The following is a 25091-nucleotide window of genomic DNA, read 5'->3' on the forward strand; positions in this document are numbered from 1 at the left end:
CTGCGGGGGGCGGGGGCCCGGGGCGGCGCCGCCGGGCCGCGCCCGGGGGGGGGGGGGGGGGCCGGGGGGGGGGGGGGGGGGGGGGGGGGCGGCGGAGCGGAGCCTTCCGCGGCATCGGCCGTGAACTCCGCAGTGGCCGCGGCCACCGCCCAGCCCCCGACCCGGCCGGGCCCCGCGGGCCGGGGGCCCGCCGCCTCGTACCCGGAGAACAGACCCGTGAGCCCCGCGGGCGGCTCCCGCCACCCGGACGGCGCGGGCGCCGGCTGACGCCGCCCGATGCGGACCGAGCGCAGCCGCGGCAGATCGGTGCGGCGGCGCAGATCGGCGGTGGCCAGGGCCAGTTGCACGCCCGTCCAGTCCTCACCGGTCCGCTGGGCGACCGAGGCGCGCAGCACCAGCCGCCCTGCACCGTCGCCCTGACGGTACGTGAGGCGGTACGCCGGGACCCAGACCGCGCCCGGCACCCCGTACTCCAGCTCGAGCCCGACCTCCGCGCCGGCCGGGCCGTCGAGGGACACGACCGCGCACACCGTGGTCGCCACGTGCGCGGACGGCGCGTCGGTGGACGCCCGTGCGTGACGGTCCCCGACGACCTCCAGCGCGTGCTCCAGCTCGCCCAGCTCCGACTCCAGTTCGGCGAGCCGGGCGTGCAGAACGGTCAACCGCTCGTCGACGAAGTCGGCCAGCTCCAGCCAGGCCTCGACCGGAGTGACCCGGGGTGGATCATCGCGCTTGCGGCCCGGCGGCACCGGCTGCAGCGCGGCGACCTCCTTGATCAGGGCCAGCTGCCGGTCCCGGCGGGCCTCCGCCGCCGCACGCTCGTCGAGCAGCCGCTTCGCCTCGCGCCGCAGCTCGTCGGCGTCCTCGGCGCCGAGCGGCTCCGCCTCGACCTCCACCCGCGCCTCGGTGACGCGTACTCCGGCGCCGTCCAGGACCCGGGCGCGCAGCGAACCGGCGTCCAGTGAACGGGGCAGCCCGGCCACCCGGATCCGGCCGTCCTGCGGCACGGCGCCCCGCGCCACGCGGCGGCAGACCGCGCCCTGCGCGTACACCACCACCGCGTCGAGAGTCGATTCCCACCTGTGCACTGCCCCAGCAACCATGCGCTCCCGCCCCCTTGTCCGTGCTGCGCGAAGCCTAGCCGCGGCGGCTTCCGGCCCGCCATCGAGCCCGCTGTCGGTGCGGCGGCGTACGGTCGGATCATGAGCACTTCCGACGAAGTCCGCGCACTCGCCCTCTCCCTGCCGGGGACGACGGAGAAGGAGGCATGGTCCATGCCCACCTTCCGGGTCGCCGGGAAGATGTTCCTGACCCTGCCCGAGAACGAGACGTCGATGGCCGTGCGCTGCCCGAAGCTTGAGCGCGACGAACTGGTCCTCGCCGAGCCCGGGAAGTTCTGGATCGCCGACCACGAGGCCGCGTTCGCCTGGGTTCGGGTGCGCCTGGCCGCCCTCGACGACGCGGACGAGCTGCGCGCCATCGTCGTCGACTCGTGGAGACAGGCGGCCCCGCCCAAGCTCCTCGGCGCGCACCCCGAACTGGCCGCCCCCGCCGACGGACCGCAATAGCGGCGGCCGGGCCGAACATCGGGCAGAACATGGGGGGATCTTCCCCATGTACGGCGGCGGCCGGCGTACCAGGATGGGCGTCGCGGCCGAGGGGCGGTCGCCGCGAGGCCGTGGGGGTGGGGCGATGGCGGAAGCGACGCGGTACGCCGGCGCCCCGCTGGAGCGCGGCCCGGCGGCCACGGAGGGGAAGCCGTGGCTGCCCGCGCGCTGGTGGGAGCCGGGGCTCCTGGGCGCGCGGAGCGGGGACGAACCGTGCCCGGACTGGGCGCAGTTCGCGGAGCGGGCGGTGCTCGCCGCACCGGAGGACGCCGCGGCGCCGGACGGGGAGCACCCCGGTCTGACGGGTTTCGAGCGGGTGCTCGCGCCGTTCACGGGCGGCGCGGGGGACCGCCTGGAACGGTCCCTGCCGGAGCGCGTCCGCGCGCTCGTCGACCTCGCCGCCGTCCGGGCGGGCCTGGAGCGCTGCCTCAGCGGCAGACTCGCCCGGACGGCCGCCCGCACCCTCGTCCTCGAACTGCACGAAGCCCGGACCGCCGGCCTGCTCGAAGGCGACGATCCGCAGGCCCGGTTCAACGACTTCCTGCGGCGCACCGCCTCCCGGCGCGGCCTCGCGGCCCTGCTCACCGAACGCCCGGTGCTGGCGCGGCTCCTGGGCCGCGCGGCGCTCGACGCGGCCGACGCCGTCGCCGAGGCGCTGCACCGGCTGGCCGACGACCACGCCCTGCTGACGAGCGGCCTGTTCGGGGCCCGGGACGGAGGCCCGGGGCTCCTCGTGGAGCTGCAGCCCGGCGCGGGGGACGCGCACGACGGCGGCCGGAGCGTGATGCTGCTGCGCTTCGCCGACGACACCCGCCTGGTCTACAAGCCCCGCCCGCCGGCCGCGCACCGCCACTTCAACGACTTCGTCGCCTGGCACAACGCCCTGCCCGGCACCGTCGCCCTGCGCACCCTGCGGCTGTTCGACCGGGGAGCGTACGGCTGGGTGGAGTTCGTGGAGCCCGGGCCCTGCGCCACGTCCGCCGAGGTCGGCACGTTCTACCGCCGCCAGGGCGCCCTGCTCGCGCTGCTCCACGTGCTCGACGGCACCGACCTGCACCACGAGAACCTGATCGCCGTCGGCGCCGATCCCGTACTGGTCGACGTGGAGACGCTGTTCCACCCTCCGCTGCCGGGCACCGAGGACGATCCGGCGGCCCGCGCCCTGCACGACTCGGTGTACCGCGTCGGACTTCTGCCCCAACTGCTCGTCGGCGACGACAGCGCCCTGGACGTGTCGGCCGTCGGCGGCGGGCGCGAGGCCGTCTCACCCGTGGAACGCGCGGACTGGGCCGACGCCGGCACGGACCGGATGCGCCTGGTGCGCGCGCCGGGCCGGTTCGCCGAGGCCGCGAACCGGCCGCGCCTCGCGGGCGGCGAACCCGTCGAGCCGGCCGCCCATGTCGACGCGCTGTGCGCCGGGTTCCGCGCCGCGTACACGGCGATCAGCGCGGCACGGAGGGAACTGTGCGGCGCCGGCGGCCTGTTGAGCGCCTTCGCCGACGACGAGGTACGCGTCGTCGCCCGCCCCACCTGGGTGTACAGCACGCTTCTGGACGAGTCGACGCACCCCGACCTGCTGAAGGACGCCGCCGAACGCCAGCGCGTCCTGGACGCCCTGGGCGCCGGCCTGCTCGGAACCCCCGCCGTCGCCGGGCTCGAGGACGAGGAGCTGGCCCAGCTCTGGGCCGGCGACGTGCCGCTGTTCACCGCCCGCCCCGGGCGTACGGAGGTGTGGGGCGCGGCGGTCCGGCCGCCGGCCGCACGGACCGACCGGCCCGGGCTCGCCCGCGTCACCGCGAAGCTCGCCGGACTGGACACCGTGGACCGGCAGGACCAGGAATGGATCGTCCGCGCCGCCCTCGCGACCTCCGCCCGCACCCCCGCGCACCGCCCCACCCGAGGCACGCGCACCCGTACGGCGGACCGGGCACCCGAACCGGAGCGGCTGCTGTCGGCGGCCCGTTCGGTCGGCGACCAGCTGCTCTCGCTCGGATACCGCGGCGGCGGACGCACCAACTGGATCGGCCTGGAACTCCTCGACGACCGCTACTGGCGGCTCGGCCCCATGGCCGCCGACCTGGCAGGCGGGTACACCGGACCGGCCCTGTTCCTGGCCCAGCTGGCCGTGCTCACCGGCGCCGGGCACTACGCGGACGCCGCCCGCACGGCCCTCGCGCCGCTGCCCGCCCTGCTCGACGCCCTGGCCGAACGCCCCGACGACCTGGGGGCGGTGGGCTCGGGGGCGTACGCCGGGTTCGGCGGCATCGCGTACGCGTCGGCCGAGGCGGCGCGGCTGCTGGACGACCCCGTGCTCGGCGGCCGGGTGGAGCCCGCGCTGCGCCTGGCGGGTGCCGCGGCCCGTGTGGAGCGCGAGCACGGCCTCGGCGCCGGGACCGCAGGAGGGCTCGCCGCGCTGCTCGCGGCGCACGAGTCAGGACGGGGCGGACCGGAGGCCTGGCGGGACGCGCGGCGCTGCGCGGACCGGCTGCTGACCGCGGATCCCCTGGCCGGCGGCCGGGGCTTCGCGAACGGAGCGGCCGGCATCGGCTGGGCCCTGCTGCGGTACGCGGCGGCCGGCGGCGGCGCCGAGCACCGGACCGCGGGCCTCGCGGCGCTGCGCGCGGCCGTGGCGGAGCCGCCGGCCGGGGGCCACGGGGGAGCCCCCGACGGCGGCACCGGCCGGGAACCCGCCGCACGGGCCTCGGCCTGGTGCCGCGGCCGCGCGGGCATCGCGCTGGCCGTCCTCGACGGCCCCGGCGCCCTGGACGACCCGGACCTCGCGGCCTGGGCGCGCGGCACCGCCGAGCAGCTGGGCCGAGGCGGTCCGCCCGCCGACGACAGCCTCTGCCACGGAGAGGCGGGACTCCTGGAACTCCTCGGCCACGGCGCCGTCCCGGAAGCCCGCCCGCACCGGATCCGCCGGACCGGCGCCCTCCTCGCCGCCGTCGAGGACTCCTCGGCGCGCTGCGGCGCCCCCGACGGCGCACCGCACCCCGGCATGCTCACCGGACTGGCGGGGATCGGCCACGGACTGCTCCGGGCCGGGTTCCCCGACCGCGTACCGCCGCTGCTCCTCATGCGGCCCCCCGCACGGCAGGGCGCGGCCCCGTAGGGCGCACCCCGCACGACCCACACCGGCACCACCGACCACATCTGCGATGCGAAGGGCGAGGCGAGGACCATGCAGATCAGTGACTCGATGACGCACGTCGACGGCGGCTCCGCGGAAGCGGCCGCCACGGAGCACCCGGTGGGCGAGGTGAGACTCGGGGGCGGCGGGGCGCTCGGACTGCGCAGCCGGCTCCTGCGGAGCTCGGACCACGACGCCGGCTACTCCTACGACGCGCCCTGGCCCACCGGAACGATCACGCTCGGATAGCGCCCCCGGCCGCTCGACGGCAAGGCGATATCCAGGCGTTGACAAGGCGAACGGCAGAGGGCCGGGGTGTCTCCCGGCCCTCTGCCGTGCGGGAAAAGGATCAAGTAGCCTGCCGCCCATGCGAGCGACGTCGTCGGTCATCGTGGGGCGGGACACCGAGGTCGGGCTGCTGGGCGACGCCCTGGAGGGCGTCGCGAAAGGCGCCGGACGCGCGGTCTTCCTCGTAGGGGAAGCGGGCATCGGCAAGACCCGCCTCGCGGGCGAGTGCGCCTACCGCGCCTACGCCAAGGACATGCCCGTGCTGCGCGGCCGCGCGACCTCCACCGGTCTCGTCGTGCCACTGCGGCCGCTGGCCGAGGCCCTGTCCTCGCGGTTCCGCGCCGCGGGCGCGCCGGACGACCCCGAGCTGGCGCCCTACCGGCCCGCCCTCGCCGGCCTCGTACCGGAGTGGCGCGCCGCCGCGTCCGCCCCCGCCTACCCCAACTCCCTGGTGGAGCTGGCCGAGGCGCTGCTCCGCCTGCTCGCGGTGCTCGGCCGGGAACGCGGCTGCGTGATCCTCCTGGAGGACCTGCACGACGCCGACATCGAGACGATCGCGGTCGTCGAGTACGTGGTCGACAACGTGGCCGACCTGCCGGTCCTTCTCGTGGGCACGCTCCGCCCGGACCCCGGCCCGGCCCTCGACCTGGCGCTCGCCGCCGAGCTGCGCAACACCGCCGCCGTGCGGGAGCTGCGCCCGCTGGGGGAGGACGCCGTACGCGCCATGGTGGACGCCTGTCTGGACGCCGGCCCGGGCGAGGTCCCCCCGGCCGCGCACCGCAGGCTCTCGGAGCGGGCGGGCGGGAACCCGTACCTCGTCGAGGTGCTGCTGGCGGATCTGCTCGACTCCGGCCGGCTGCGCCGCTCCCCGGAGGGCTGGGAACTGGCCGAACACAGTGACGCCGCCGTGCCGACGGGGGCCGTGCGCAGCTGGGCCCGCCGGCTCGACCGGCTCGACGAGCCGGTACGGGAACTGCTCCTCGTCGCCGCCACGCTCGGCGGCCAGTTCTCGGTCACCGCGCTGAAGGCGGTGACCGGATTCGACGACCGGGCACTCTTCGCGCACCTCAGATCGGCCTCCGAGGCGGGGATCATCGCCCCGGACGGCGCCGCCCCCGACCGGTACACGTTCTGCCACGTCCTGACGGCGGACGCCCTCAGGGCCTCGCTGCCGCCCGCCGAACAGGCCGCACTGGCGCGCCGCGCGGCCGAGGCAGTCGAAGCCGTCGCCGAGGCAGGCGGGGAACTCTCGGGCGAACAACGTCAGTTGGTTGCTGCGCTCCGTGTGGCGGCGGGCGACGGGGCGGCCGCCGCCCGCCAGTACGCCCTGGCCGGACGGCAGTTGCTGGCGTCCGGCGCCGCGGGCTCGGCGGCCGTCCTGCTGCAGAAGGCCCGGGAGCTGGCGGCGGACGAGGAACGGGACGCGGTCACCGCCGAACTGGCCGTCGCCCGGGCCGAGTCCGGGCGGCTGGACGAGGCGACCGCCCTGCTCGACGAGCTGCCGCCGGTACCCGCCGGGACCCGTACGGCCGAGGAGCGGGCCGAGGCGCACACCCAGGTCGCCTGGGTGGCGACCATGGCGGAACAGGGCGAACCGGCCCGGCGGTTGATCCGGGCGGCCCGCGCCCTGGTGGGCTCGGCGCCCCGCCCCGAGCAGGAGGCGGCGCTCGCCGTCGTGGAGGGCCATCTGACGCTGCTCCCCGACGAGACGCGCGGGGTGGACGGGACGGGCGAGGCGGGCCGGTCGGGCCGGGCGGACGGGACAGGCCGCCGGGCGGACGACGCAGGACGGGACGGCCGCGAACGGCTGCTGGAGGCGGAACGTTCCGCCAGACGGGCCGCGCTCACCGCCGAGGAGCGGGGAAGACCCGAAGTCGCCTGCCGTGCCTGGCAGCTGCTGGCCCTGCTGGCCAGGGGCCGAGGCTTCGACGAGGCCGACGCCTGCCTGGAACGCATGCTCGCCGTCGCCGAGCGGCACCGGCTCGCCGTGTGCCGCGCGGACGCCCTGGTCCGCCTCGGCACCAACGCGTTCATGCGCACCGGCGAGGCCACCCGCCTCGAGACCGCCCGCACCGCCGCCCACGAACTCGGCTCGCTCGCCCTGCTGCAGACCGTCGACGGACTCCTCGCCATGCACGCCGTCCTCGGCGGCGACTGGGACCGGGCACGGGAACGCGTAGACGCCACCCTGGAAGCCAGCGCCCGCCTCCAGAATCTCTCCGCCCACCGCTATCTGCTCCTCGTCGACGCCACGCTCGCCGCCCACCGGGGCCGCCCCCGCGAGCGGGAGCGGGCCCTCGTCCGGTTCCGCCGGGCCGGCGGCGAGGAGTCGATGCTCGTCCCCCTGCAGCGGGGCCTGTGCCGGGCCGTGGGCGCGCTTATGGAGGAGGACCGCGCGCGGGCCCTGGCCGAGCTCGACGCGGCGCTCGCCTGGGAGCGCGAGCACCCCAGCTTCTTCTACCTGAGCGGCCGGTACGGCCTGCGCCCCCTGCTGCGCGTCCTGAACGGCGACGACGGCCGGGAGTCGTACCAGGAGGCGCTGGCCTCGCCGGGCGCCCAACTGGCCTGGAACCGGATGTTCCTCGGCCTGGCCGACGCCGTGCTGCGCGGCCGGTCCGGCGACCCGGAGGGCGCCCTGCGCGCCGTACGCGCCGCCGGCCGCGCCGCCGGGCTGTTCCCACAGGGCTGGCACCTGGCACTACGGCTGACCGCCGAGGCCGCCCTCGCCGACGGCTGGGGCGAGCCGGTGACCTGGCTGCGCACCGCCGAGGAGTACTTCCACGGGGCCGGCGTCCAGCCGGTCGCCGGCGCCTGCCGCGCCGCCCTGCGCCGGGCGGGGGCCAGCGTCCCGCAGCGCCGCGGCGGGCGCGAACGCATCCCTGCGGCGCTGCGCACGGCGGGCGTCACCCCGCGCGAGTTCGAGGTGTTCGTCCTGCTCGCCGAACGCCCCGGCAACCAGCAGATCGCCCAACGCCTGTGCATCTCGCCCCGCACGGTCGAGAAGCACCTGGCCAGCCTCCTCGCCAAGACCGGCTGCACGGACCGCACCGCCCTGTGCACCCTGTCCGCGGAGCAGGCCCAGGACTGAGTGCCCGGCCGGACGGACGGTCGGGACCGCCGCGGCGACATGGGGGCTCGGCGCCGCCGGCGGTGGGGCGGCGCGCACGGGTATGGGGGACCGGCCCCGCTACGTGGGGGTTCGGCGGACGACTCTGCGGGCGCGGCCCCGATGCGGGACGGGGCACGGGCGACGGAGCATCGACGGTGCGACCGACTCCACCACCCCACACGGAGGTTCGCCCCATGCCGAGTCCCTCAGCACCGCCGTCGGGAGCGCTCCGGTTCTCCCTGCTCGGACCGCTCGCGGTCCACCGGGGCGACCGGGCGGTGCCCCTCGGCCCGCTCAAGCAGCGGATCGTGCTGGCGACCCTGCTCGGCTCACCCGGCCGGCCGGTCACCGTCGACGCGCTCACGGACGCGGTCTGGCCCGACGAGCCCCCGCGCACGGCCCGCAAGAACCTCCAGGTGTACGTCAGCGCCCTGCGCACCCTGCTGGCCGAGGACGGCGGCAGACCGCGGATCGGCCACAGCTGCGGCGGCTACGTGCTCCGCGTCGCCGAGGACGAGCTGGACGTCCTGCGTTTCCGGGCCCTGGTGCGCGCCGCCGAGGGGCAGCCGCCCCGTGAGGCCGCCCGGCTGCTGCGCGAGGCGCTCGACCTGTGGCAGGGCCCGCCGTTCGGCGACCTGCGGCAGTCGCCGCGCCTCGCCGACGAGGCCGAACGGCTCGAGCTGCGCCGCCTGACGGCGTACGAGAACTGGGCGGAGGCCGCGCTGGAGCTCGGCGGCGCACCGGCCGTCGTCGAGGAACTGCGCGACCTGGTGGAGGAGCACCCGCTGCGCGAACGCCTCAGGTCCTGCTGGATGCAGGCGCTGAGCCGGTCCGGCCGGCTGGCCGAGGCGCTGGCCGAGTACGACGACTACCGGCAGCTCCTGGCCCGCGAACTGGGCCTGGAACCCGGCGGGGCCATGACCGCCCGCTACCGGTCGATCCTCACCGGCACGGAGCCCCCCGCGCGCGGGCTGCCGGCACCGGCCGGGGCTCCGGGGCCCGCGCCGCTGCCCTCCGGCGTCGTCGACTTCGCCGGACGCTGCGAGGAACTGCGGGAGCTGCTCGACCTGTTGGAGGACGAGACCGCCGCCGGAGTCATCCTGCTGTCCGGCCCCGCCGGGGAGGGAAAGACCGCCCTCGCGGTGCGGGCCGCCCACCTGCTGGCCGACCGGTTCCCCGACGGCCGGTACTTCCTCTCCCTGCGCCGGGCGGCGCCCTCCGCTCCCGAGGCGTGGCGGCAGTGGCTGGCCGGACACCGCGCGCTGGTCGTCCTGGACGACGTGCCCGACGAGAGCGCCGTCCGCCCCCTGTTGCCCGGCACCGGCCGCAGCCGCGTCCTGCTCACCGCACGCGGTCAGCTCGGGGGCCTCGCGCCCGTGCACCGCATCGCCGTCCCGCCGCTCGGCGGCCGGGAGGCCCTGGAGCTGCTCGGCGGGCTCATCGGGCACGGCCGCGTCCGGGCCGACCAGGAGGCCGCGCGGCGGATCGTCCGGGCCTGCGGCGGCTCGCCGCTGGCCGTCCGGGTGAGCGGGATGCGGCTCGCGGTGCTGCGGCACGTGCCGCTGCGGGAGTTCGCGGACCGGCTCGCCGACCCCGCCGGAGCGCTGGACGAACTCACCGCCGGCGACGTCTCCGTACGGCGCCGGCTGGCCCGCGGCTGGGCGGCGCTGCCCGCGTCCTGCGGCCGGGACGCGGCCCTGCTGGCCGCGGGCACCGGGGACGGCCCGTTCGGACTGTCCGAGGCGGCCCTGGCGCTCGGCTGCGACGAGCGGCACGCCGTACGGGTCGTGGAGAGCCTCATCGGCGCGGGCGTGGTCGTCCTGCCCGGCGGCGAGGTCACCGCGCACGCCGCACAGTACGAACTCCCGCCCCTGGTCCGCCTGTACGCGCGCGAGGCGAGCCGCACCGAACCCGTGCTCATCCCCGGCTGACCGGGCCGCTCCCCGGCGCGGCGAGCCCCACATGACCCGCGAGAAACGCCAGGCACTCCGCCTGCAGCGCCACCGCCCGCGAGACGGCCCGGTCCCCGTGCCCCACGCCGCGCTCCAGCCTCAGCAGCACCGGAGCCGAGCCGGCGGACGCGTGCTGGAGCGCGGCGCACATCTTCCGCGCGTGCAGCGGATCGGTCCGGGTGTCGCCGTCCGCCGCGGTCAGCAGCACCGGCGGGTACACGACGCCCGGCGTGACGCGGTGGTACGGCGAGTAGCCGAACAGGACACGCAGCCCCTGCGGATCCTGCGCGCTCCCGTACTCGGGCGTCCAGCTCGGGCCGAGCCCGGACAGCTCGTACCGGACCATGTCGAGCAGCGGCGACATGCAGACCACCGCGGCGTACCGCCCGGGCCGCTGCGTGAGGGCCGCGCCCACCAGCAGACCGCCGTTGGAGCCGCCCATCACCGCGATCCGGCCCTCACGAGCCCAGCCGTCCGCGACCAGACGGTCGGCGGCGGCCGCGAAGTCGTCGAAGGTGTTCTGCTTGCACGCCCCGCTGCCGGCCCGGTGCCACTCCTCGCCCTCCTCGCCGCCGCCGCGCAGCCCCGCCCACGCGAACACCCCGCCCGCCCGCACCCAGGCCAGCACCTGGGCCCGGTAGCGGGGCGACATGGTCCGGCCGAAGCCGCCGTACCCGGTGAGCAGCGCCGGACGCGGCACGTCCGGTCGGCCGGCGGGGGAGAGGACGAACATCCGCACCGTCGTCCCGTCCGCGGACGCGAACGCCACCTGCCGGGTCACCGCGCCGCCCGCTGCCACGGCCTCCCGGGCGTCGCGCTCCCACCGCGCCAGGCCCAGCGTCCGCGCGTCGAAGCGGAGCACCCGCGGCGGCGTGCCGAAGTCGGTGTACGTGAACCAGGCCTCGCCGCTTCCGTGCGGCCCCGCCGAGAACTCGCCGACCGCGCCGGTCCCGGGCAGCGGCAGCAGCGCCAGCTCCCGGCCGTCGAGCAGGTCGTGCAAGGTCACCTCGGCGACCGTGTTCCGCGTCCACGCGGCCAGCCCCAGAGGGCGCGCCCGCTCGGGGCAGGACACCACGACGAGGTGCGTCAGCACCGCTCCGGGACGCTCGGGAACCACCTCCCGCCACGCCTGTGGACCGCGCTCCAGCTCCGCCGGGCGGCAGGCGACGACACGGCCGCGCGGCGCGCCGTGGTCGGTGCGCAGCCACACCAGGTCCTCCGCCCCCGCGGCCGGTACGGCGTGAAGCCGGGTGACCGCGCCCCGGCCCTCCTGGACCGGCCGCAGCACCGGGCGGTCGAGCGGGCCCTCGGCCAGATCGGCCAGGTACACATCGGTGCCCCGGCCGGCGCCGAGCGTCGCCGTCACACCGAGCCGGCGGCCGTCCTCGGTCACGGACACGCTGTAGAACTGCGTCTTGTCACGCCCCTCGCCGAACACCACCGCGTCCGCGTCCGCTCCGGTCCCCACCCGGTGCAGACAGACCCGCCGGTGGTACCGCTCCTCGCCGGGATGCAGCCGCGGATCCAGCTGCCGCACGTAGTAGAACGCCGCCCCGCCCGGAAGCCAGCCGACCGACGACCGGCGCACCCGGTCCACCGGCCCGTCGACCACCTTCCCGGTGGCCACGTCGACGACCCACAGCAGCGAGTCCTCCGTACCGCCCCGCGACACCTGATAAGCCATCAGCTCACCCTCCACGGAGGGTTCCCAGGCGTCGAGCACGGTACGGCCCGACGGATCGAGCACGGCCGGGTCGACCAGCACCCGCTCCCGCTCGCCGTCCGCCGTCATCAGCACCGGATGGTCCCGGCCGGCCTCCTGGCGCAGCCAGAACACCCGGCCGCCGCGGACCTTGGGCGGCATCACGCGGTCCACCGCCGTCAGCGCCGCGACCTCCGCCCGCCAGCGCTCGAGATCCGGCCAGGAGGCCCGCTCCGCCTCGTACAGGCTCTCCTGCCCGGCGGTCCAGCGTCGCGTCTGCGGGGACTCGCCGTCCTCCAGCCAGCGGTACGGGTCGGGAACGCGCAGCCCGTGGAGTTCGTCCACGAGGTCCTGGCGGACCGCTTCGGGGTATCGGCGCCCGGCAGGGCGGTCGGTGGAGGTCACGGTGCGCTCCCTGGTCGCGGGGCGGATGGGTCGGTCGGCGACGGGCCGCCCGGCCCCGCGCGGAGGCGCGGAGAGCCGGACGGCCCGGTGGTGCTCAGGAGGTGCGTGTCGCGGCGGGCGGAGTCAGAGGATGTCGCCGCCGGTCACGGTGCAGACGATCCGCTCCTCCTCGTCGAGGCCGTGGGCGACGACCTCGATCTCCTCGGCGTCGACATCGGCCGGCTCCGGGGTCCTGTCCTGGGGCATGCTGTCCTCCTCGTTGCGCGGCGCGGGCTGCGCCGCCTGCGGCGAACGTAGGGTCCGGGGGTATGGCCGCGGTCGGCCGCCGGTTCGGCACCGGTATGCGCCCGTCACACGCGTACGCCCGCCATCTCGGGAGCATCGGCGGACTCCGGGGCGGGCAGGGCGAGCCAGGCGTACACGCCGGACAGCACCACGAACAGTCCGGAGACGGCGAGGATCGTGTCGACCGGGCCCAGCCGCAGGGGGCCGAGCGGCACGTCGAGGCCGCGCAGCACGGTGCCGGCGAGCCAGCCGGCCAGGACGGCCGCGAGCATCGACGCGAGCTGCGTCACCGGGTAGAACACCGCGACCACCCGCCCCCGGTACGCGGCCGGGGCCGCGGCGACCAGCAACGGCGCCATCGCCGTGTTCAGGACGGTCAGCGGGATCGCGAAGGCGAAGAGGAAGGCGACACCGCCGAGGAAGCCCGTCTGCCGCGAGTACAGGACCAGCAGCGCCCCGCTCACCAGCAACCCGATCCAGGTGGCCCGCCGCGCCCCGATCCACTGCACCACCCGGCCCGCGCACAGCGCGCCGACGATCCCGCCGACGCCCATCGCCATGCCCAGATAGCCGAACAGACGGGCGGAGGCATGGAGGTTGTCGGTGGTGAAGAAGACGTTCAGGGTGTTCAGCGCGCCGACCCCGAACTGCCCGATCACCGCGAGCACCAGCAGCGCGACCAGGAACCGGCTGCGCGCGAAGAACCGCAGACCGGCGACGAACTCCCCGAACAGGCCGCCGGACGCGGGCTGCTGTCCCTCGCTCCCCCCGGCCGGACCACCGCCGGACGCCGGTACCCGGACCGAGCGCACGGCCACGAACGACACCGCGTACGACAGCGCGTTGAACAGCAACGCCCACTGCAGCCCCACCGTGAACAGCAGCGGCGCCGCGAGCGGCGGCCCGACGATCCAGGCCGTCTGACTGGTCGCCTGCGCCAGCCCGGCCGCCCGCGCCCGGTCCGCCTCCCCGGTCACCAGATCCGCGACCAGCGCGAAACGCGCCGGCGTGAAGAAGCGCGCGGCGGCGTTGAGCGCGAACACCGTCACGTACACCAGCGCCAGCCACACCTCCACCGCCAGCGCGCTCGTCGGCAGACAGGCGACGGCCGTCAGCAGCGCCACCATGACACCACGCAGCACCTCCGTGCGGAGCATGGTGGCGCGCTTGTCCCAGCGGTCGACGAACACCCCGGCGACCGGCCCGACCAGGAGCACGGCCGCACCCGTCGCCAGCAGCACGCCGCTGACCGCGACCGGCGCCCAGGGCCGTCCCTCCACCAGGATCGTGGCCACCCACAGCACGAGCGTGGTGCTGAAGACGGCGTCCCCGACGGACGAGACCGCCTGCCCGAACCACAGCCGGGTGTACTCCGGGCTGATCAGCGTCGGCCGCAGTCTCACGACGGCCTCGCCGACGACACGATCAGCGCCATGAGCGCCGTCACCAGGGTCGTGTGGTACGCCTTCCGGAAGTACTCCGCGGGCGGGTCACCGTCCTGCGCCCGGAGCGCGGCCGACCGCCCCGGCACCGAACCGTCCGCTTCCTGGGCCCGCAGCAGGCAGTCCACGGCCGCCGCGCCCGAGCGGCAGCGCAGCGGCTCGACGCCCAGGATGTACTGGGTCAGCACCAGCTCCGCCACCAGGTCCCACCAGTACCGCTCCACGCAGTGGTCCAGCATCCGCGCGACCAGGTCCCGTGCCCCCGGCAGCCGGCCGGGGCCGAGCACCGGGGCCGTGCGCCCGAAGTCGCCGAGGTAGAAGGCGGCGTGCGTCACCGCGTACGCCTCCGCGGCGGACAGCGGCGCCCCGTCGTCCCGGGCCGCGCGGGCCCCGGCGGGCAGCACGGCGAGCGGGCTGAGCGGGCCGAGTTCGGCGTACGGCTCCATGCCGTGCGCGACGCCCGCCCGGTCCGCGTAGTAGCGGATCTCCAGCCGCTGGTACGGCGTCTTCCCGCCGGGCTGGAGGAAACCGGGCGCGAGCCCGGCGACGGCCGCGCGCCGCGGCGCGTCGTCGATCCCGGGCGGCGCGAGCGCCGCGTAGATCAGCGCGTACGGCGACGCCCACTCCGCGTCGGCCGCGAACAGGCCCGGGAACTCAGGGTCCTGCCACAGCGTCCGGACCAGTGCCTCCGCCTCGCCCAGCCGGCCCCGGACGGAGTCCGGACGCGCCGCGCAGGCGCACAGCACCGCCAGTTCCAGCGCCGCCTTCGCCCGCCCCTGCGGCGCGGGCCCGGCGCCCGCCGCGAACGGATCGAAGTGCTCCAGGTTCTTGCCCAGCCAGTCCAGGGCGCCGGCGGACAGGGCGTCGAGTGCCGCGGGCATGGCTACAGGCGTCCCGTCTCGCTCAGTCCGTCGAGCAGCGCGGCGTCCACGGTGTCCCGGAACCCGGCGAGCGCCCGCGCGTCCTCGTCGTAGCGGTACAGGTCCTCGCAGGCGATCCACCGGTCCCGGTTCGCGACGGCCGGCCGGTACCCGTCGGTGACCGTGCCGACCTCCCAGTCGGGCTTGCCTGCGGTCTCCCAGCAGCTGGACAGTGTCCCGTCCGCGCTGACCACCGCCCCGTACCGGCCGTTGACATGACCGCAGGTGGCGCAGGGGCGGTGCGGACCCGGCCGGGGCACCGAGAAGCCGAGGTCGAGCGCCTGGCGGTGCCAGCGGGCGAACGCCGTGGCCAGCTCGCCCGTCTGCAGCCCGTTGGCGTAGCCGATGCCCACGTCGCCGACCCGGGCGTAGTACAGCGTGCAGCGGGACGGGTCGAGTTCGGCCGCCAGCCGGCCGGCCAGCGCGTCGATCCGGCGGACGTTCTCCTCCGACACGTTCACCCGCAGCGTCCAGCGCAGCGGGGACGCCTCGGAGGCCCGGACCAGGTTGCGGACGATCGTGTCGAAGGTCCCGCCGCCGTCCGCCCGGCCGACACGGATCCGGTCGTGGTCGTCCCGGTCGCCGTCGAAGGTGACCTGGACCGAGCCCAGCTTCAGCTCGGAGAGCTGCCGGGCGAGCCGGGGGGTGAGCAGGGTGGCGTTGGAGATCATCCAGGCGGACACGAGACCGAAGTCCGCGGCCCGTTCGAGGAGTTCCAGACAGCCGCGCGGGTTAAGGAGCGGCTCGCCGCCGAACAGCAGAATCCTCAGCCGGTCCAGCTCCACGGCGGCCATCTGCCGCTGGGTGAACGACAGGACCGAGTCGATCACCGGCGAGGTGAGCCGCGTGCGGGCGATCCGGGGCGGGCGGCTGCCGCGGTCCGGATCCTGGGCGGTGTTCTGGAAGCAGTAGCCGCAGCCCAGGTTGCAGTGGGTGCTGGTGAGCACGGTCAACGCGTACGACCGGGGCGTCGTCGTCGTGAACATCCCCTGCTCGCGCAGCCGGAGCTCCGCCTCGGGGCGCAGCCCGCCGTCGTCCGCCACGTGCCGGTCGCCGAGCCGGGCCACCCCGCCGGGACCGAGGAACCACCAGGTCCGCTCGCCCCGGAGCAGGCGCGCCCCGTCGGGGAGCGCCGCCCGCGCCGGCCGTACCGCCTGATCCTGGCTCATCGTGCATCCTCCGTGCTGTTCGGGGCTCCCGCCGCCGCCATCGCGCCCGGCCGGCCGGCCGAGACGATCAGGGTGGTCAGGGCCGTGACGACGGTCGACTGGTAGGAGATGCGGAAGGACTCCACGGGCGTGGCGTCCGGCGCCGCCCGGTCGGCGGCCGACCGGCCGGGGATCGCGCCGTCGGGGGACTGGACCCCGGCGAGCAGCCGGACGGCGGACGCTCCGGACGCGGTGCGCAGCGGATCCGCGCCCAGGCAGTGCTGGGCGAGCACGAGCTTCGCCGTGAGGTCCCACTCGCCGCGCCGCACACAGTGCTCGGTGAGCCGCCCCACCACACGCAGGGCGCTGCGCCGCTGCGGCTCGGTCAGACCGGGGTCCCGCAGGCCGAAGTCGCAGAGGTAGAAGACGGTGTGCGTGACGTTGCAGACGTCGAGTTCCGCGACCGGAAGCCGCTCCGCCCCGGCCAGCGCGCCGGCCGCGTACAGCTCCGGGTACGGCGCCAACCGGTGCGGGAAACGCGCGAGTTCGGCGTAGAAGCGGGTCTCCAGGTGCAGGTACGGCGACTTCCGCCGCGAGGTGAGGAAGCCGTCGGCCGTCAGCCGGTCGAGCGCGGCCAGACGCTCCTCTGCCGCGGTACCGGCCGGCGCGAGCGCCGCGTGCATGAGCAGGAACTGGGGGGCGTAGCGCGGGTCGAGGGTGAGCAGCCGCGGGAATCCGGGGCGCTCCCAGGCGGTGTGCACCACGGCGGTCGCGGCGGTCGGCAGGAAGCCCTCCGGTTCGGTGCGCGCCGCGTAGTGGCAGAGCAGCGCGAGCTGCAGCAGGGCCTTCACCCGCGGGGTCACCGGCAGTTCGGCGCGGCCGGCAGGGGAGTCCAGGTACCCGGCGTGGACGCCGAGCCAGCGCAGCGTGCCCGCGGACAGCCTCGCCACGGCCTCGTCGAGGTCAGGGCCGGGGCCGGCCGATCGCGAATCCATGGTCCTCCTCCTTGGGAAGAGCGGAAGCCGGCGGCCGGGGGTCCGGCCGACGGGTGGGGGCTTGCGAGTCCGGCCGAGGGGCGAGGACTTGAGGGTCGAGCCGGCGGGCGGGGGCTTGAACGTTTGGCCGACGGGTGGCGACGTGTGCGTCGGGCCGGCCCGTGCGGGCGACCTGCTCCACGACGTCGGCCGCGCGGGCCGCGCTGTCCGAGGCGGTCAGCCGGCGGCCCAGCACGCGGGCACGCGCCCGAAGCCCCTCGTCCCGCCACGCTGCTTCGAGGAGCCGCTGCGGATCCTCCGACCCGGAGTTGGGTACGTGCAGCGCCACGCCGGCCCGCAGACACGCCCCGGCCAGCAGCGGCTGCTCCGCCCCGTTGGGCGAGACGACCAGCGGCCGGTCGTGCAGCAGCGCTTTGAGCACCGGCGCGGAGGTGCCGTTGGTCAGCACCACATCGGCCCGGTCCACGAACGGCCCCATCCAGGGCCGGCGCACCAGCACGATGTCCGCGCCCGCCGCGGGCCGCGGCTCCGTCGACCGCCCCTGCTCGACCACGGCCTGGAACCGGCCTCCCGTGAAGGCCCTGTTGAGCAGCGGCCACAGGCTGGCACCGCCGAAGAACCGCCCCAGATGCACGTACACGACGGGCTTGCCGCACCGCGCGAGCCGCTCCCTGACCGCCTCGACGTCGCCGCGGTCGGGCGTCGGCTCCCACGCCAGCGGGCCCACATGGCGTACGCGGTCCGGCAGTTCGGCGCCCAGGTACTCCAGCGCCGGATCGCCGCGCAGCAGCAGCGCGTCGCCGAGCAGCGGGCCGTCCGCCCAACGGGCCGCCCGCGCGCCGAGACCGGCCTGCTCCCGCACGTCCGCGTACAGGGCCAGGGACTCCCGGGTCCGGTTCTCCCGGCTCCGGCCCAGCTGCGGCTCGCCGGCGCCGCCCGCCGCGTAGTCCCACAGGTGCACCGAGAGCCCGACCACCACGACGGGGAGGTCCAGGGCCTCGGCCGCGAGCAGGGCGCCGTTGCAGAGCACCGACGTGACCAGCAGCTCGGCCCGCGCCTCGCGCGCCGCGCGCCGGACCGCCCGGAACTGCGCGGCGCCGCCCGGGCCCCAGCGGGCGACGGAGAAGGCGCCCCGTCCGCCGAAGTCCTCGGCCGCCGCGAACGGCATCCCGGCCTCGGCCGCGAAGGGCGCGGCGGCGGCCCGGCCCAGCACGTCGACATGATGGCCGCGGCGCCGCAGCTCCCGTCCGGCCGCGAGGGTCGGGTAGAGGTAGCCGCCGTCGCTGAGCGGACAGAGCAGGATCCTCATGACGCCGCCCTCCGGTGGCCGGGGCCGGGTGGGCGAGGGGGCCGGGGCGGTACGGCTCGGGCGGTGGAGGTCACTCGGCGCTCCCTGACGGCGTGGCGTGCTGTGGCGGGTGGCGTGACGTGCGTCGTCGGTCGGTTCGGGAGGGCGGCGCGGGCCGCCCTGCTCTCGGCGCTGCATGCCGAGGGCCGGGCGGCCCGTTCCGTGCTCAGGACGCGGTCGGAGGCGTCAGAGCTGGCTGGTGCCGTTGATGATGCAGCCGGCCTCCAGCTCCTCGTCCTCGCTGTGCGCGACGACCTCGATGTCCTCGGACTCGGTCTCGGCCGGCTCGGGGTTCGTGATCTCGGACATGTGTCCTCCTCGTTTGACGGCGTCCGTTGCGCCGACTGACGAGGAACGTACGGATCTTCGGTATGGGAAGGCCTGACCGCCGGTTCGACCCCGGTATGCGACCGGCCGCACCCCCGCCGACCAGCGCGGACACGGCACCACGCAGCCCCGCATGGTCCCGCGGCGCCTCGCGCACCCGCTCCGACCAGGTCCTTAACCGATCCGAAGGCGTTCGTGAACCGGAAATGCGGCGCGGGTCCGCAGACTTCGGCCCGATGCCGCGCGCGCGGCACGCGAGCGCGGAGGAGGACAGGTGGAGCTGGCGGAGCTGATCGGCCTGCGACCGGTGCCGTGCGGCGGCCTGATGGTGACCCTCACCCGCCGCTGCCCCCTGAGCTGCGCGCACTGCTCCACGAACTCCTCGATGCAGGCGGCGGAATGCCCCGACCCGGAGCAACTACGGCGCTTCGTCGCCTCGTTCGATGCGCGGAACCGCCCCGAGGTCGTCCTGCTCACCGGCGGAGAACCCCTGCTGCTGCCCGAACTGGCCGCCCGGCTCGCCGCCGAGGCCCGTACGGCCGGGACCCGGACGGCTCTCCTCAGCGGCATGTTCTTCGCCCGCGACGGCCGGGTGCCGGCGAGGATCTTGCGCGCGATCACGGCACTCGACCACTTCTCGGCCAGCCTGGACGTCCACCACGAGCGCGAGGTCCCGCGCGCGGCGGTGCTGCGGGCCCTGCGGACCGTGCTCGACACGGGGATCCCCGTCAGCGTCCACCTCACGGGCGCCGGCCCGGACGACCCGTATCTGGCGTCCGCCGTCACGGACATCCGCCGCACGTTCGCCGACCGCGTGCCCATGCTGGTCAACGAACTCCGCCCGCTGGGCCGCGGAGCGGGCCTGATGCGGCAGAAGCCCGTCTCCGCGGCCGCCGGCGCCGCCTCCGGTGCCGTCTCCTCCTCCGACTCCGCCGCCGCACCGTGCGCCCTCGCGGCATGGCCGGTCGTCGCCTTCGACGGCACAGTGGTCGCCTGCTGCAACCAGGCGACCGTGGACCGCCGCCCCGTCCCGGCGCACCTGAGGCTCGGCCACATCGCCGACGACGACTGGCCGACCGTCCGCGCCCGCTCCCTCGCCTCACCGGTACTCCGCCTGGTCCGCGCCGCCGGCCCCCAACGCCTCCGCGCCCGCCACACCCCGGCCGCCGCGCCCACGGGCTACTGCACCGACTGCCGCGCCCTCGCCGACAGCCCGGAGGTCCTCACGGCCGCGGCCCGGGAGGCGGGCGGCCCGGTCGGCGCCCTCCTGGACGGGCTCGCGGCGCAGCAGCAGCGCGCCGAGGGACCGGTCGCCCTGGTCCGTCGCCTCGGCTGTGCCCGGTACGCGGAACTCGTCGCGCTGGAAGCGCCGGGGAGCGGGCGATGAGCGCCGCGCTCTCCGCGTCCGACACGCTGGGCATCAAGCTCGCGCTGGCCGCGCCCGCGCTCGACGCCGCCACGGCCGCGCTCTGGCGGCCCACCGGACTGAGACGGCGCTACGTGCGCTACCTGGTGGCTATGCACGCCCTGGTGCGGGCTTCGGTGCCGCTGCTCGAACGTGCCGCCGCGCGGTGTGCCGCGCTCGACGAACCGGCCGCGCCGCGGCTCGCCACGTACTGCCTGAGACACGCCGAGGAGGAGCGCGGCCACGACGCCTGGCTGCTCGACGACCTCGCGGCCGCGGGCGCGGGTCCGGCGGCGGTACCGCCCGCCGAGGTCGTCGAACTCGCCGGCTCGCAGTACTACCGGATCGAGCACGAGCACCCGGTCGCCCTGCTCGGCTACATGGCCGTCCTGGAGGGCCACGCCCCGTCCCCCACGCTCGCCGGCCGCCTCGCCGCGGCCACCGGACTCCCGGACGCCGCGTTCCGCACGGTCCGGGAGCACGCCGAGCTCGACGGCGGCCACGCCGACGAGATCCACCGCGTACTCGACGAACTGCCGCTGTCTTCCGGCGAGCGGACCGTCGTGTGCGTCAGCGCGCTGCACACGGCGGACCTGCTCGCCCGCCTCTTCCTCTCCCTCGCCGCCGAACCCGGAGGACACCCGTGAACGACCACGACGACGCCGGGGCCGCTGCGTCCCCGCTGGACGCGCTCTCCGCCGCAGGGTTCAGCGTCGAGGCGCTGAGCGACGAGCAGTTGGAGGTGCTGCGCGCACTGACCCCCGAGGAGCTGGCCCTGCTCGTCGACATCCGCGGCCGGCTGGACGAGGCGGCCCCGGAGGTGCAGGCGCACGCCGACGTGGCCGGCGGGGCGCTGTTCTGACGGCGGCCGAGCCGCCGCCTCGCCCCGGCCGCCACCGCGCCCCAGCCCGCGTTTCCGCGCCCACCGGAGGAACCCATGCCCTGCGCTTCGTGCCGGTGCGAACTGCCGCCCGCCGCACGGTTCTGCCCGTCCTGCGGCGCACCGTGCACGGCCGCGCCGGTCGCCGGCAAGGCGACCGGACGGAAGGTCGTCACCGTCCTCTTCTGCGACCTCGTCGGTTCCACCGCGCTCTCCGGAGCCCTCGACGCGGAGACGCTGCGCTCGGTGACCCTCCGCTGGTTCGACCTCATGCGACGGCAGATCGAGGAACAGGGCGGCACGGTCGAGAAGTTCATCGGCGACGCCGTCATGGCGGTCTTCGGGGTGCCGGCCGTCCAGGAGGACGACGCCCGCCGGGCCGTCGCCGCGGCCCTGGCCATGCGGGACGCGCTCGCCGGGCTCAACGCCCGCCTGGAGGAGGCCGTCGGCGTCCGACTCGACATGCGCATCGGCATCAACACCGGTCAGGTGGTGACGGGTTCGGCGACGGTCCGGCAGGCGATGGTGTCCGGGGAAGTGGTCAACGTCGCCGCGCGCCTGGAGCAGCACGCCGCCGCCGGCGAGATCCTGATCGGCCCGGACACCTTCCACGCCGCAGGCCCCGGCGTCAGGACGTCGCGGACCGGACCGCTGCTGCTGAAGGGGAAGAGCGACCGCGTCGTCGCCCACCGCCTCCTCGGCCTGGACGAGTCGGACGGCCCGGCGGCCCTGCGCCGCTTCGACCTCGCCTTCGTCGGCCGCGACCACGAACTGGCCCTGCTGAACGAGACGTTGCGGCAGGTGACCCTGACCCGCCGGCCCGCCCGACTGCTCGTCGCGGGGGAAGCGGGCCAGGGCAAGAGCAGGCTGCTGCACGAGTGGCTGACCGGGGCGGCGGCCCGCGGCCTGCGCCACGGGACGGGCCGCCACCGCTCCCGGGGCGAGCAGTCCAGCCTGGGCCCCCTGGCCGACGCCGTCTCCGCGCTCCTGGCCGCAGGCACCGCAACCCCGCCGTCGCCCGAACGGGAGCTGCTCGACCGGGGTCTCCTGCGGAACGGGACCCCGCACCCGTCGGTCGCCGACACCTGCGCCGCGCTCGCCAAGGTCCTCACGGACCTTTCCGCGACGGGGCCCGTCGTGCTCATGATCGACGACTGCCACCGGGCGGCCCAGCCGCTGTTCGACGCCCTGGACCGTACTCTCCGGGCCCTCGACGACGCCGCGGTGCTCACTGTCCTGCTCACTCGCCCCCAACTCCTCGGCACCCGCCCCGAACTGGCCCCCGGGGCCCTCCTGCTCGGCGGCCTCGCCGACGACGAGGCGCGACTCCTCGCGGCCGAGCTGACCGGGACGGCTCCGAACGGCGTCCCCGCGCCCGTACTGCGACGCGCCGGCGGAAACCCCCTGCACCTGGAGCAGTTGCTGCTGACCGGCGACGCGACCGGCCCGGACGGCGTCCCGCTCCCGCTGCAGGCCCTCATCGGCGCACGGATCGACGCGCTCGACCTGCCGGAGCAGCACGTGCTGGGCCTGGCGTCGGTCCTGGGCGGCGACTTCACCCCGCACGAACTGACGGCGCTCGCCGCCGTCCCGGCCGACGACCAGGAGCTCACGACGACGCTCCACCGACTCGTACGGCACCGGCTGATCCGGTCGGACGGCGAGGCGTTCCATTTCGCCGGGGGGCTGATCCAGGAGGTCGTCTACGCCTGCCAGTCCAAGCAGGACCGCGCCGACCTGCACGAACGCGCGGCCCGGCTCGATTCGGTCGGTGACCGGGGGAGCGCCGTGGTCGGCGGTCACTTGGAACGCGCCCACCGCTACCGCGTCGAACTGGGCGCGCAGGACGCCCACACCGACGGCCTGCGCCGCCGCGCCGCCGACGCGCTGGCCGAGGCCGGCCGCCTGGCCCTGGCGCAGGCGGACCCCGTCTGGGCCGCGGACCTGCTCGCCCGGGCGGCGCACGCGTACCGGCCCGGCGAGCCCGACGAGCGCACGACCCGCCGCCGGCTCGGCCAGACCCTCCTCGACCTGGGGCGCGCGGCGGAAGGCGTGGCCCTTCTCGAAGCCGTGCTGGCCGAGGGCGGGAACGCCGGAGAATCGGACACGGCGGATCCCGCGCCCGCTGCGGTCGCGACCCGCGCTGCCAAATCTGCGGTGCCCGCTGCGTCCGCGTCCCACGCCGCCGAAACCCCGCCGCTGGCCGCGGCCGCGTCCCACGCCGCCGAAACCGCGCACGCCCGCCTCGCCCTCGCCTCCGCCGGCGGATCCGGGCGCCGGACGGAAGCGCCCGCCGAGGCCGCCCGCGCCACCCTCCCCGTCTTCGCCGCCGTCGGCGACGACCTGGGCCAGGCCAGGGCCTGCCTGCGTCTCGCGCAGGAACACCAGGAAGAGGGACGGCACCGGGCGGCGGAGCGGCTGCTCGCCCGCGCGCTCGCGCATGCCGCCCGCAGCGGCGCCGAGCCCGAGCGGGCCGCCGCGCTCGGCGCGACCGGCGTATCGCTCTGGCGAGGGCCCCGCCCCGTCGAGGAGGCCGTCGCCCACTGCCGTGCGCTGCTCGCCGGACAGGGCGCGGGCGGCCGCGCCGTACGCCTCACGCTCAACTGCCCGCTCGCCGTCCTGCTCGCACTGCACGACGACCACGACGGGGCCCAGCAGTGCCTTGCGGAGGCCGAACAGCTGGCGCGACGGCTCGGGTACGCGGAGGCCGACGCCTTCCTGCCGATCTTCACCGCGACCGTGGCCGACCTCGCCGGCCGCCCGGACGCCGCGCTGGCCGACCTGGAGCGCTCGGCCGCCGCGTCCCGCGCCCAGGGCGCCACGCCGCTCCTGCGCAGCGCGCTCCTCGACGCCGCCCGCATCCGCCTCGACCACGGCGACCCGTCCGCCGCCGAGCGCACCCTCGCCGACCTCGCCGCCACCCGCCCGCCGGCCGAACCCGCCGCGGACCGCTTCCGCGCGGACGACGCGGACCTCGACGGCCTGCACGCCCGCATCGCGGCGGCCCGGGGTGACCACGAGACCGCCGCCCGCCTCGCCGCCCGCGCCCTCGCGGCCGCCGCCCGCACCGACTCGCCGATCGTCCAGGGCGTCGCGGCCCTCGACTTCGCGCGCACCGCCGACGCCCTCGGCCGGCCGGCCGACGCCGCGGACGCCGCCGCACAGGCGCGGCGGCGCTTCGCGGCGAAGGGGCACCTCCCGGCCGTCCGCCAGGCCGACGCCCTGGCCGCCCGCTGCCGCAGCGGCCCGCCGCCCCAGGCACCGTCCACCCCCGCGCCCGAGAGCGAGACCGCACGATGACCGCGCCCCCCGGACCCGCACCCGCCCTCACCTGGGGCCTGCGCGGCCGCGGCCCCGACGACGTCCCCGTGGACGCCGACGGGGCGCCGGACGTCCCCCCGCTCGGCCTCGTCGGCGGCACCGGCCGCGGCGTCCGCGTCTGCGTCGTCGACTCGGGCGTCGAACGCGACCACCCCATGGTCGGCCCGCTGGCCCACGCCTGGCGGGTGTCCAAGGAGGACGGCGAGATCGTCGTGGCGGAGACCGACGAGGGCGATTCCTGCGGCCACGGCACCGCCTGCGCGGGGATCATCCGGCGCACCGCGCCCGACTGCGAACTGTCCAGCGTCCGGGTGCTCGGCGAACGCTTCTCCGGCAGCGGGGACGTCCTGCTCGCGGGCATCCGGTGGGCCGTGCGCCAGCGGTTCGACGTGGTCAACCTGAGCCTGTCCACCACCCGCGACCGCTTCGCCGAGGAGCTGCGCAAGCTGGCTGACGAGGCGTACTTCCAGCGCACTGTGATCGTCGCCTCGGCGCACAACACGCAGGTGGAGAGCTTCCCCTGGAGGTTCTCCTCGGTGATCTCGGTCGGCAGCCACCAAGAGGACGACCCCGACCTCCACCTCTACAACCCCGAGCCGCCGGTGGAGTTCTTCGCACCTGGGCAGAAGGTCCGGGTGGCGTGGCTCGGCGGCGACTCGATCCTCAGCTCCGGCAACAGCTTCGCCACCCCGTTCGTCGCGGGCCTGTGCGCCCGCATCCTGTCGAGCAGACCCCGCCTCACGCCGTTCCAGGTGAAGAACGCCCTGTACCTGTCCGCAGCCAACGTCCGCGTCCGCGACGGCGGACGCCGGTGACGACCCGCCCGG

19 protein-coding genes are annotated in these 25091 nt (G+C 76.4%); 10 read left to right on the forward strand and 9 right to left on the reverse strand.

Annotated elements, in window-relative coordinates; translation table 11 throughout:
• Window positions 1-1103 (reverse strand): DUF4139 domain-containing protein (locus ACGFMM_RS23765; RefSeq protein WP_393648429.1); only part of this gene is annotated, 1103 nt, incomplete at its 3' end.
• 99 nt (window positions 1104-1202) lie between these two features.
• On the opposite strand from ACGFMM_RS23765, the gene ACGFMM_RS23770 reads away from it, so the two are divergent.
• The 5 genes from ACGFMM_RS23770 to ACGFMM_RS23790 all read left to right on the forward strand — a co-directional run bounded on the left by ACGFMM_RS23770 (window position 1203) and on the right by ACGFMM_RS23790 (window position 10065).
• Window positions 1203-1568, forward strand: a complete 366-nt coding sequence (locus ACGFMM_RS23770) for an MmcQ/YjbR family DNA-binding protein (RefSeq protein WP_393648430.1) — start codon at window positions 1203-1205, stop codon at window positions 1566-1568.
• Between the two features lie 124 nt (window positions 1569-1692).
• The gene (locus ACGFMM_RS23775) at window positions 1693-4719 is read left to right on the forward strand and encodes a type 2 lanthipeptide synthetase LanM family protein (RefSeq protein ID WP_393648431.1); all 3027 of its coding nucleotides are present in this window, start codon (window positions 1693-1695) and stop codon (window positions 4717-4719) included.
• 69 nt (window positions 4720-4788) lie between these two features.
• Complete coding sequence (locus ACGFMM_RS23780) at window positions 4789-4986, forward strand: hypothetical protein (RefSeq protein ID WP_393648432.1); 198 nt, start codon at window positions 4789-4791, stop codon at window positions 4984-4986.
• A gap of 118 nt (window positions 4987-5104) precedes the next feature.
• A complete protein-coding gene (locus tag ACGFMM_RS23785) occupies window positions 5105-8113 on the forward strand; it encodes a helix-turn-helix transcriptional regulator (RefSeq protein ID WP_393648433.1) in 3009 nt (1002 codons plus the stop codon).
• Window positions 8114-8328: 215 nt separating this feature from the next.
• Complete coding sequence (locus ACGFMM_RS23790; RefSeq protein WP_393648434.1) at window positions 8329-10065, forward strand: BTAD domain-containing putative transcriptional regulator; 1737 nt, start codon at window positions 8329-8331, stop codon at window positions 10063-10065.
• Here ACGFMM_RS23790 and ACGFMM_RS23795 read toward each other — a convergent pair.
• The 8 genes from ACGFMM_RS23795 to ACGFMM_RS23830 all read right to left on the reverse strand — a co-directional run bounded on the left by ACGFMM_RS23795 (window position 10052) and on the right by ACGFMM_RS23830 (window position 18640).
• Window positions 10052-12193, reverse strand: a complete 2142-nt coding sequence (locus tag ACGFMM_RS23795) for a prolyl oligopeptidase family protein (RefSeq protein ID WP_393648435.1) — start codon at window positions 12191-12193, stop codon at window positions 10052-10054. The two genes, ACGFMM_RS23790 and ACGFMM_RS23795, sit on opposite strands and share 14 nt — an antisense overlap.
• A 123-nt stretch (window positions 12194-12316) precedes the next feature.
• On the reverse strand, window positions 12317-12439 hold the full coding sequence (locus ACGFMM_RS23800) for a hypothetical protein (protein ID WP_393648436.1): 123 nt from the start codon (window positions 12437-12439) through the stop codon (window positions 12317-12319).
• Window positions 12440-12543: 104 nt separating this feature from the next.
• Window positions 12544-13881 (reverse strand): MFS transporter, encoded by a 1338-nt coding sequence (locus ACGFMM_RS23805; RefSeq protein ID WP_393648437.1) that lies wholly within the window; start codon window positions 13879-13881, stop codon window positions 12544-12546.
• Window positions 13878-14801, reverse strand: a complete 924-nt coding sequence (locus ACGFMM_RS23810) for a DUF6895 family protein (protein ID WP_393648438.1) — start codon at window positions 14799-14801, stop codon at window positions 13878-13880. Before ACGFMM_RS23810 ends, ACGFMM_RS23805 begins: the two co-directional genes overlap by 4 nt.
• A 2-nt stretch (window positions 14802-14803) precedes the next feature.
• Window positions 14804-16009, reverse strand: a complete 1206-nt coding sequence (locus ACGFMM_RS23815) for a radical SAM protein (RefSeq protein WP_393648439.1) — start codon at window positions 16007-16009, stop codon at window positions 14804-14806.
• On the reverse strand, window positions 16006-16983 hold the full coding sequence (locus ACGFMM_RS23820; RefSeq protein WP_393648440.1) for a DUF6895 family protein: 978 nt from the start codon (window positions 16981-16983) through the stop codon (window positions 16006-16008). The genes ACGFMM_RS23815 and ACGFMM_RS23820 overlap by 4 nt, the downstream gene beginning before the upstream one ends.
• Window positions 16952-18292: a glycosyltransferase gene (locus tag ACGFMM_RS23825; RefSeq protein ID WP_393648441.1), complete on the reverse strand. Its 1341-nt coding sequence runs from the start codon at window positions 18290-18292 to the stop codon at window positions 16952-16954. Before ACGFMM_RS23825 ends, ACGFMM_RS23820 begins: the two co-directional genes overlap by 32 nt.
• A 225-nt stretch (window positions 18293-18517) precedes the next feature.
• Window positions 18518-18640 carry a hypothetical protein gene (locus tag ACGFMM_RS23830; protein ID WP_393648442.1) on the reverse strand — a complete coding sequence of 41 codons (123 nt, stop codon included), beginning with the start codon at window positions 18638-18640 and terminating at the stop codon, window positions 18518-18520.
• A 292-nt stretch (window positions 18641-18932) separates the two neighbouring features.
• On the opposite strand from ACGFMM_RS23830, the gene ACGFMM_RS23835 reads away from it, so the two are divergent.
• From ACGFMM_RS23835 to ACGFMM_RS23855, 5 genes are all read left to right on the forward strand, one after another.
• Window positions 18933-20045, forward strand: coding sequence for a radical SAM protein (locus tag ACGFMM_RS23835; RefSeq protein WP_393648443.1), 1113 nt, complete (start codon window positions 18933-18935; stop codon window positions 20043-20045).
• The gene (locus ACGFMM_RS23840) at window positions 20042-20710 is read left to right on the forward strand and encodes an iron-containing redox enzyme family protein (protein WP_393648444.1); all 669 of its coding nucleotides are present in this window, start codon (window positions 20042-20044) and stop codon (window positions 20708-20710) included. The genes ACGFMM_RS23835 and ACGFMM_RS23840 overlap by 4 nt, the downstream gene beginning before the upstream one ends.
• Window positions 20707-20925 carry an aroma-sacti cluster domain-containing protein gene (locus tag ACGFMM_RS23845; protein ID WP_393648445.1) on the forward strand — a complete coding sequence of 73 codons (219 nt, stop codon included), beginning with the start codon at window positions 20707-20709 and terminating at the stop codon, window positions 20923-20925. The genes ACGFMM_RS23840 and ACGFMM_RS23845 overlap by 4 nt, the downstream gene beginning before the upstream one ends.
• 75 nt (window positions 20926-21000) lie before the next feature.
• Window positions 21001-24243 carry an adenylate/guanylate cyclase domain-containing protein gene (locus ACGFMM_RS23850; RefSeq protein ID WP_393648446.1) on the forward strand — a complete coding sequence of 1081 codons (3243 nt, stop codon included), beginning with the start codon at window positions 21001-21003 and terminating at the stop codon, window positions 24241-24243.
• Window positions 24240-25079 (forward strand): S8 family serine peptidase, encoded by an 840-nt coding sequence (locus tag ACGFMM_RS23855; RefSeq protein WP_393648447.1) that lies wholly within the window; start codon window positions 24240-24242, stop codon window positions 25077-25079. Before ACGFMM_RS23850 ends, ACGFMM_RS23855 begins: the two co-directional genes overlap by 4 nt.
• The last annotated feature ends 12 nt before the right edge of the window (window positions 25080-25091 follow it).

It is taken from the genome of Streptomyces sp. NPDC048604 (assembly GCF_043199435.1).
In the GTDB taxonomy this organism is placed as follows: domain Bacteria; phylum Actinomycetota; class Actinomycetes; order Streptomycetales; family Streptomycetaceae; genus Streptomyces.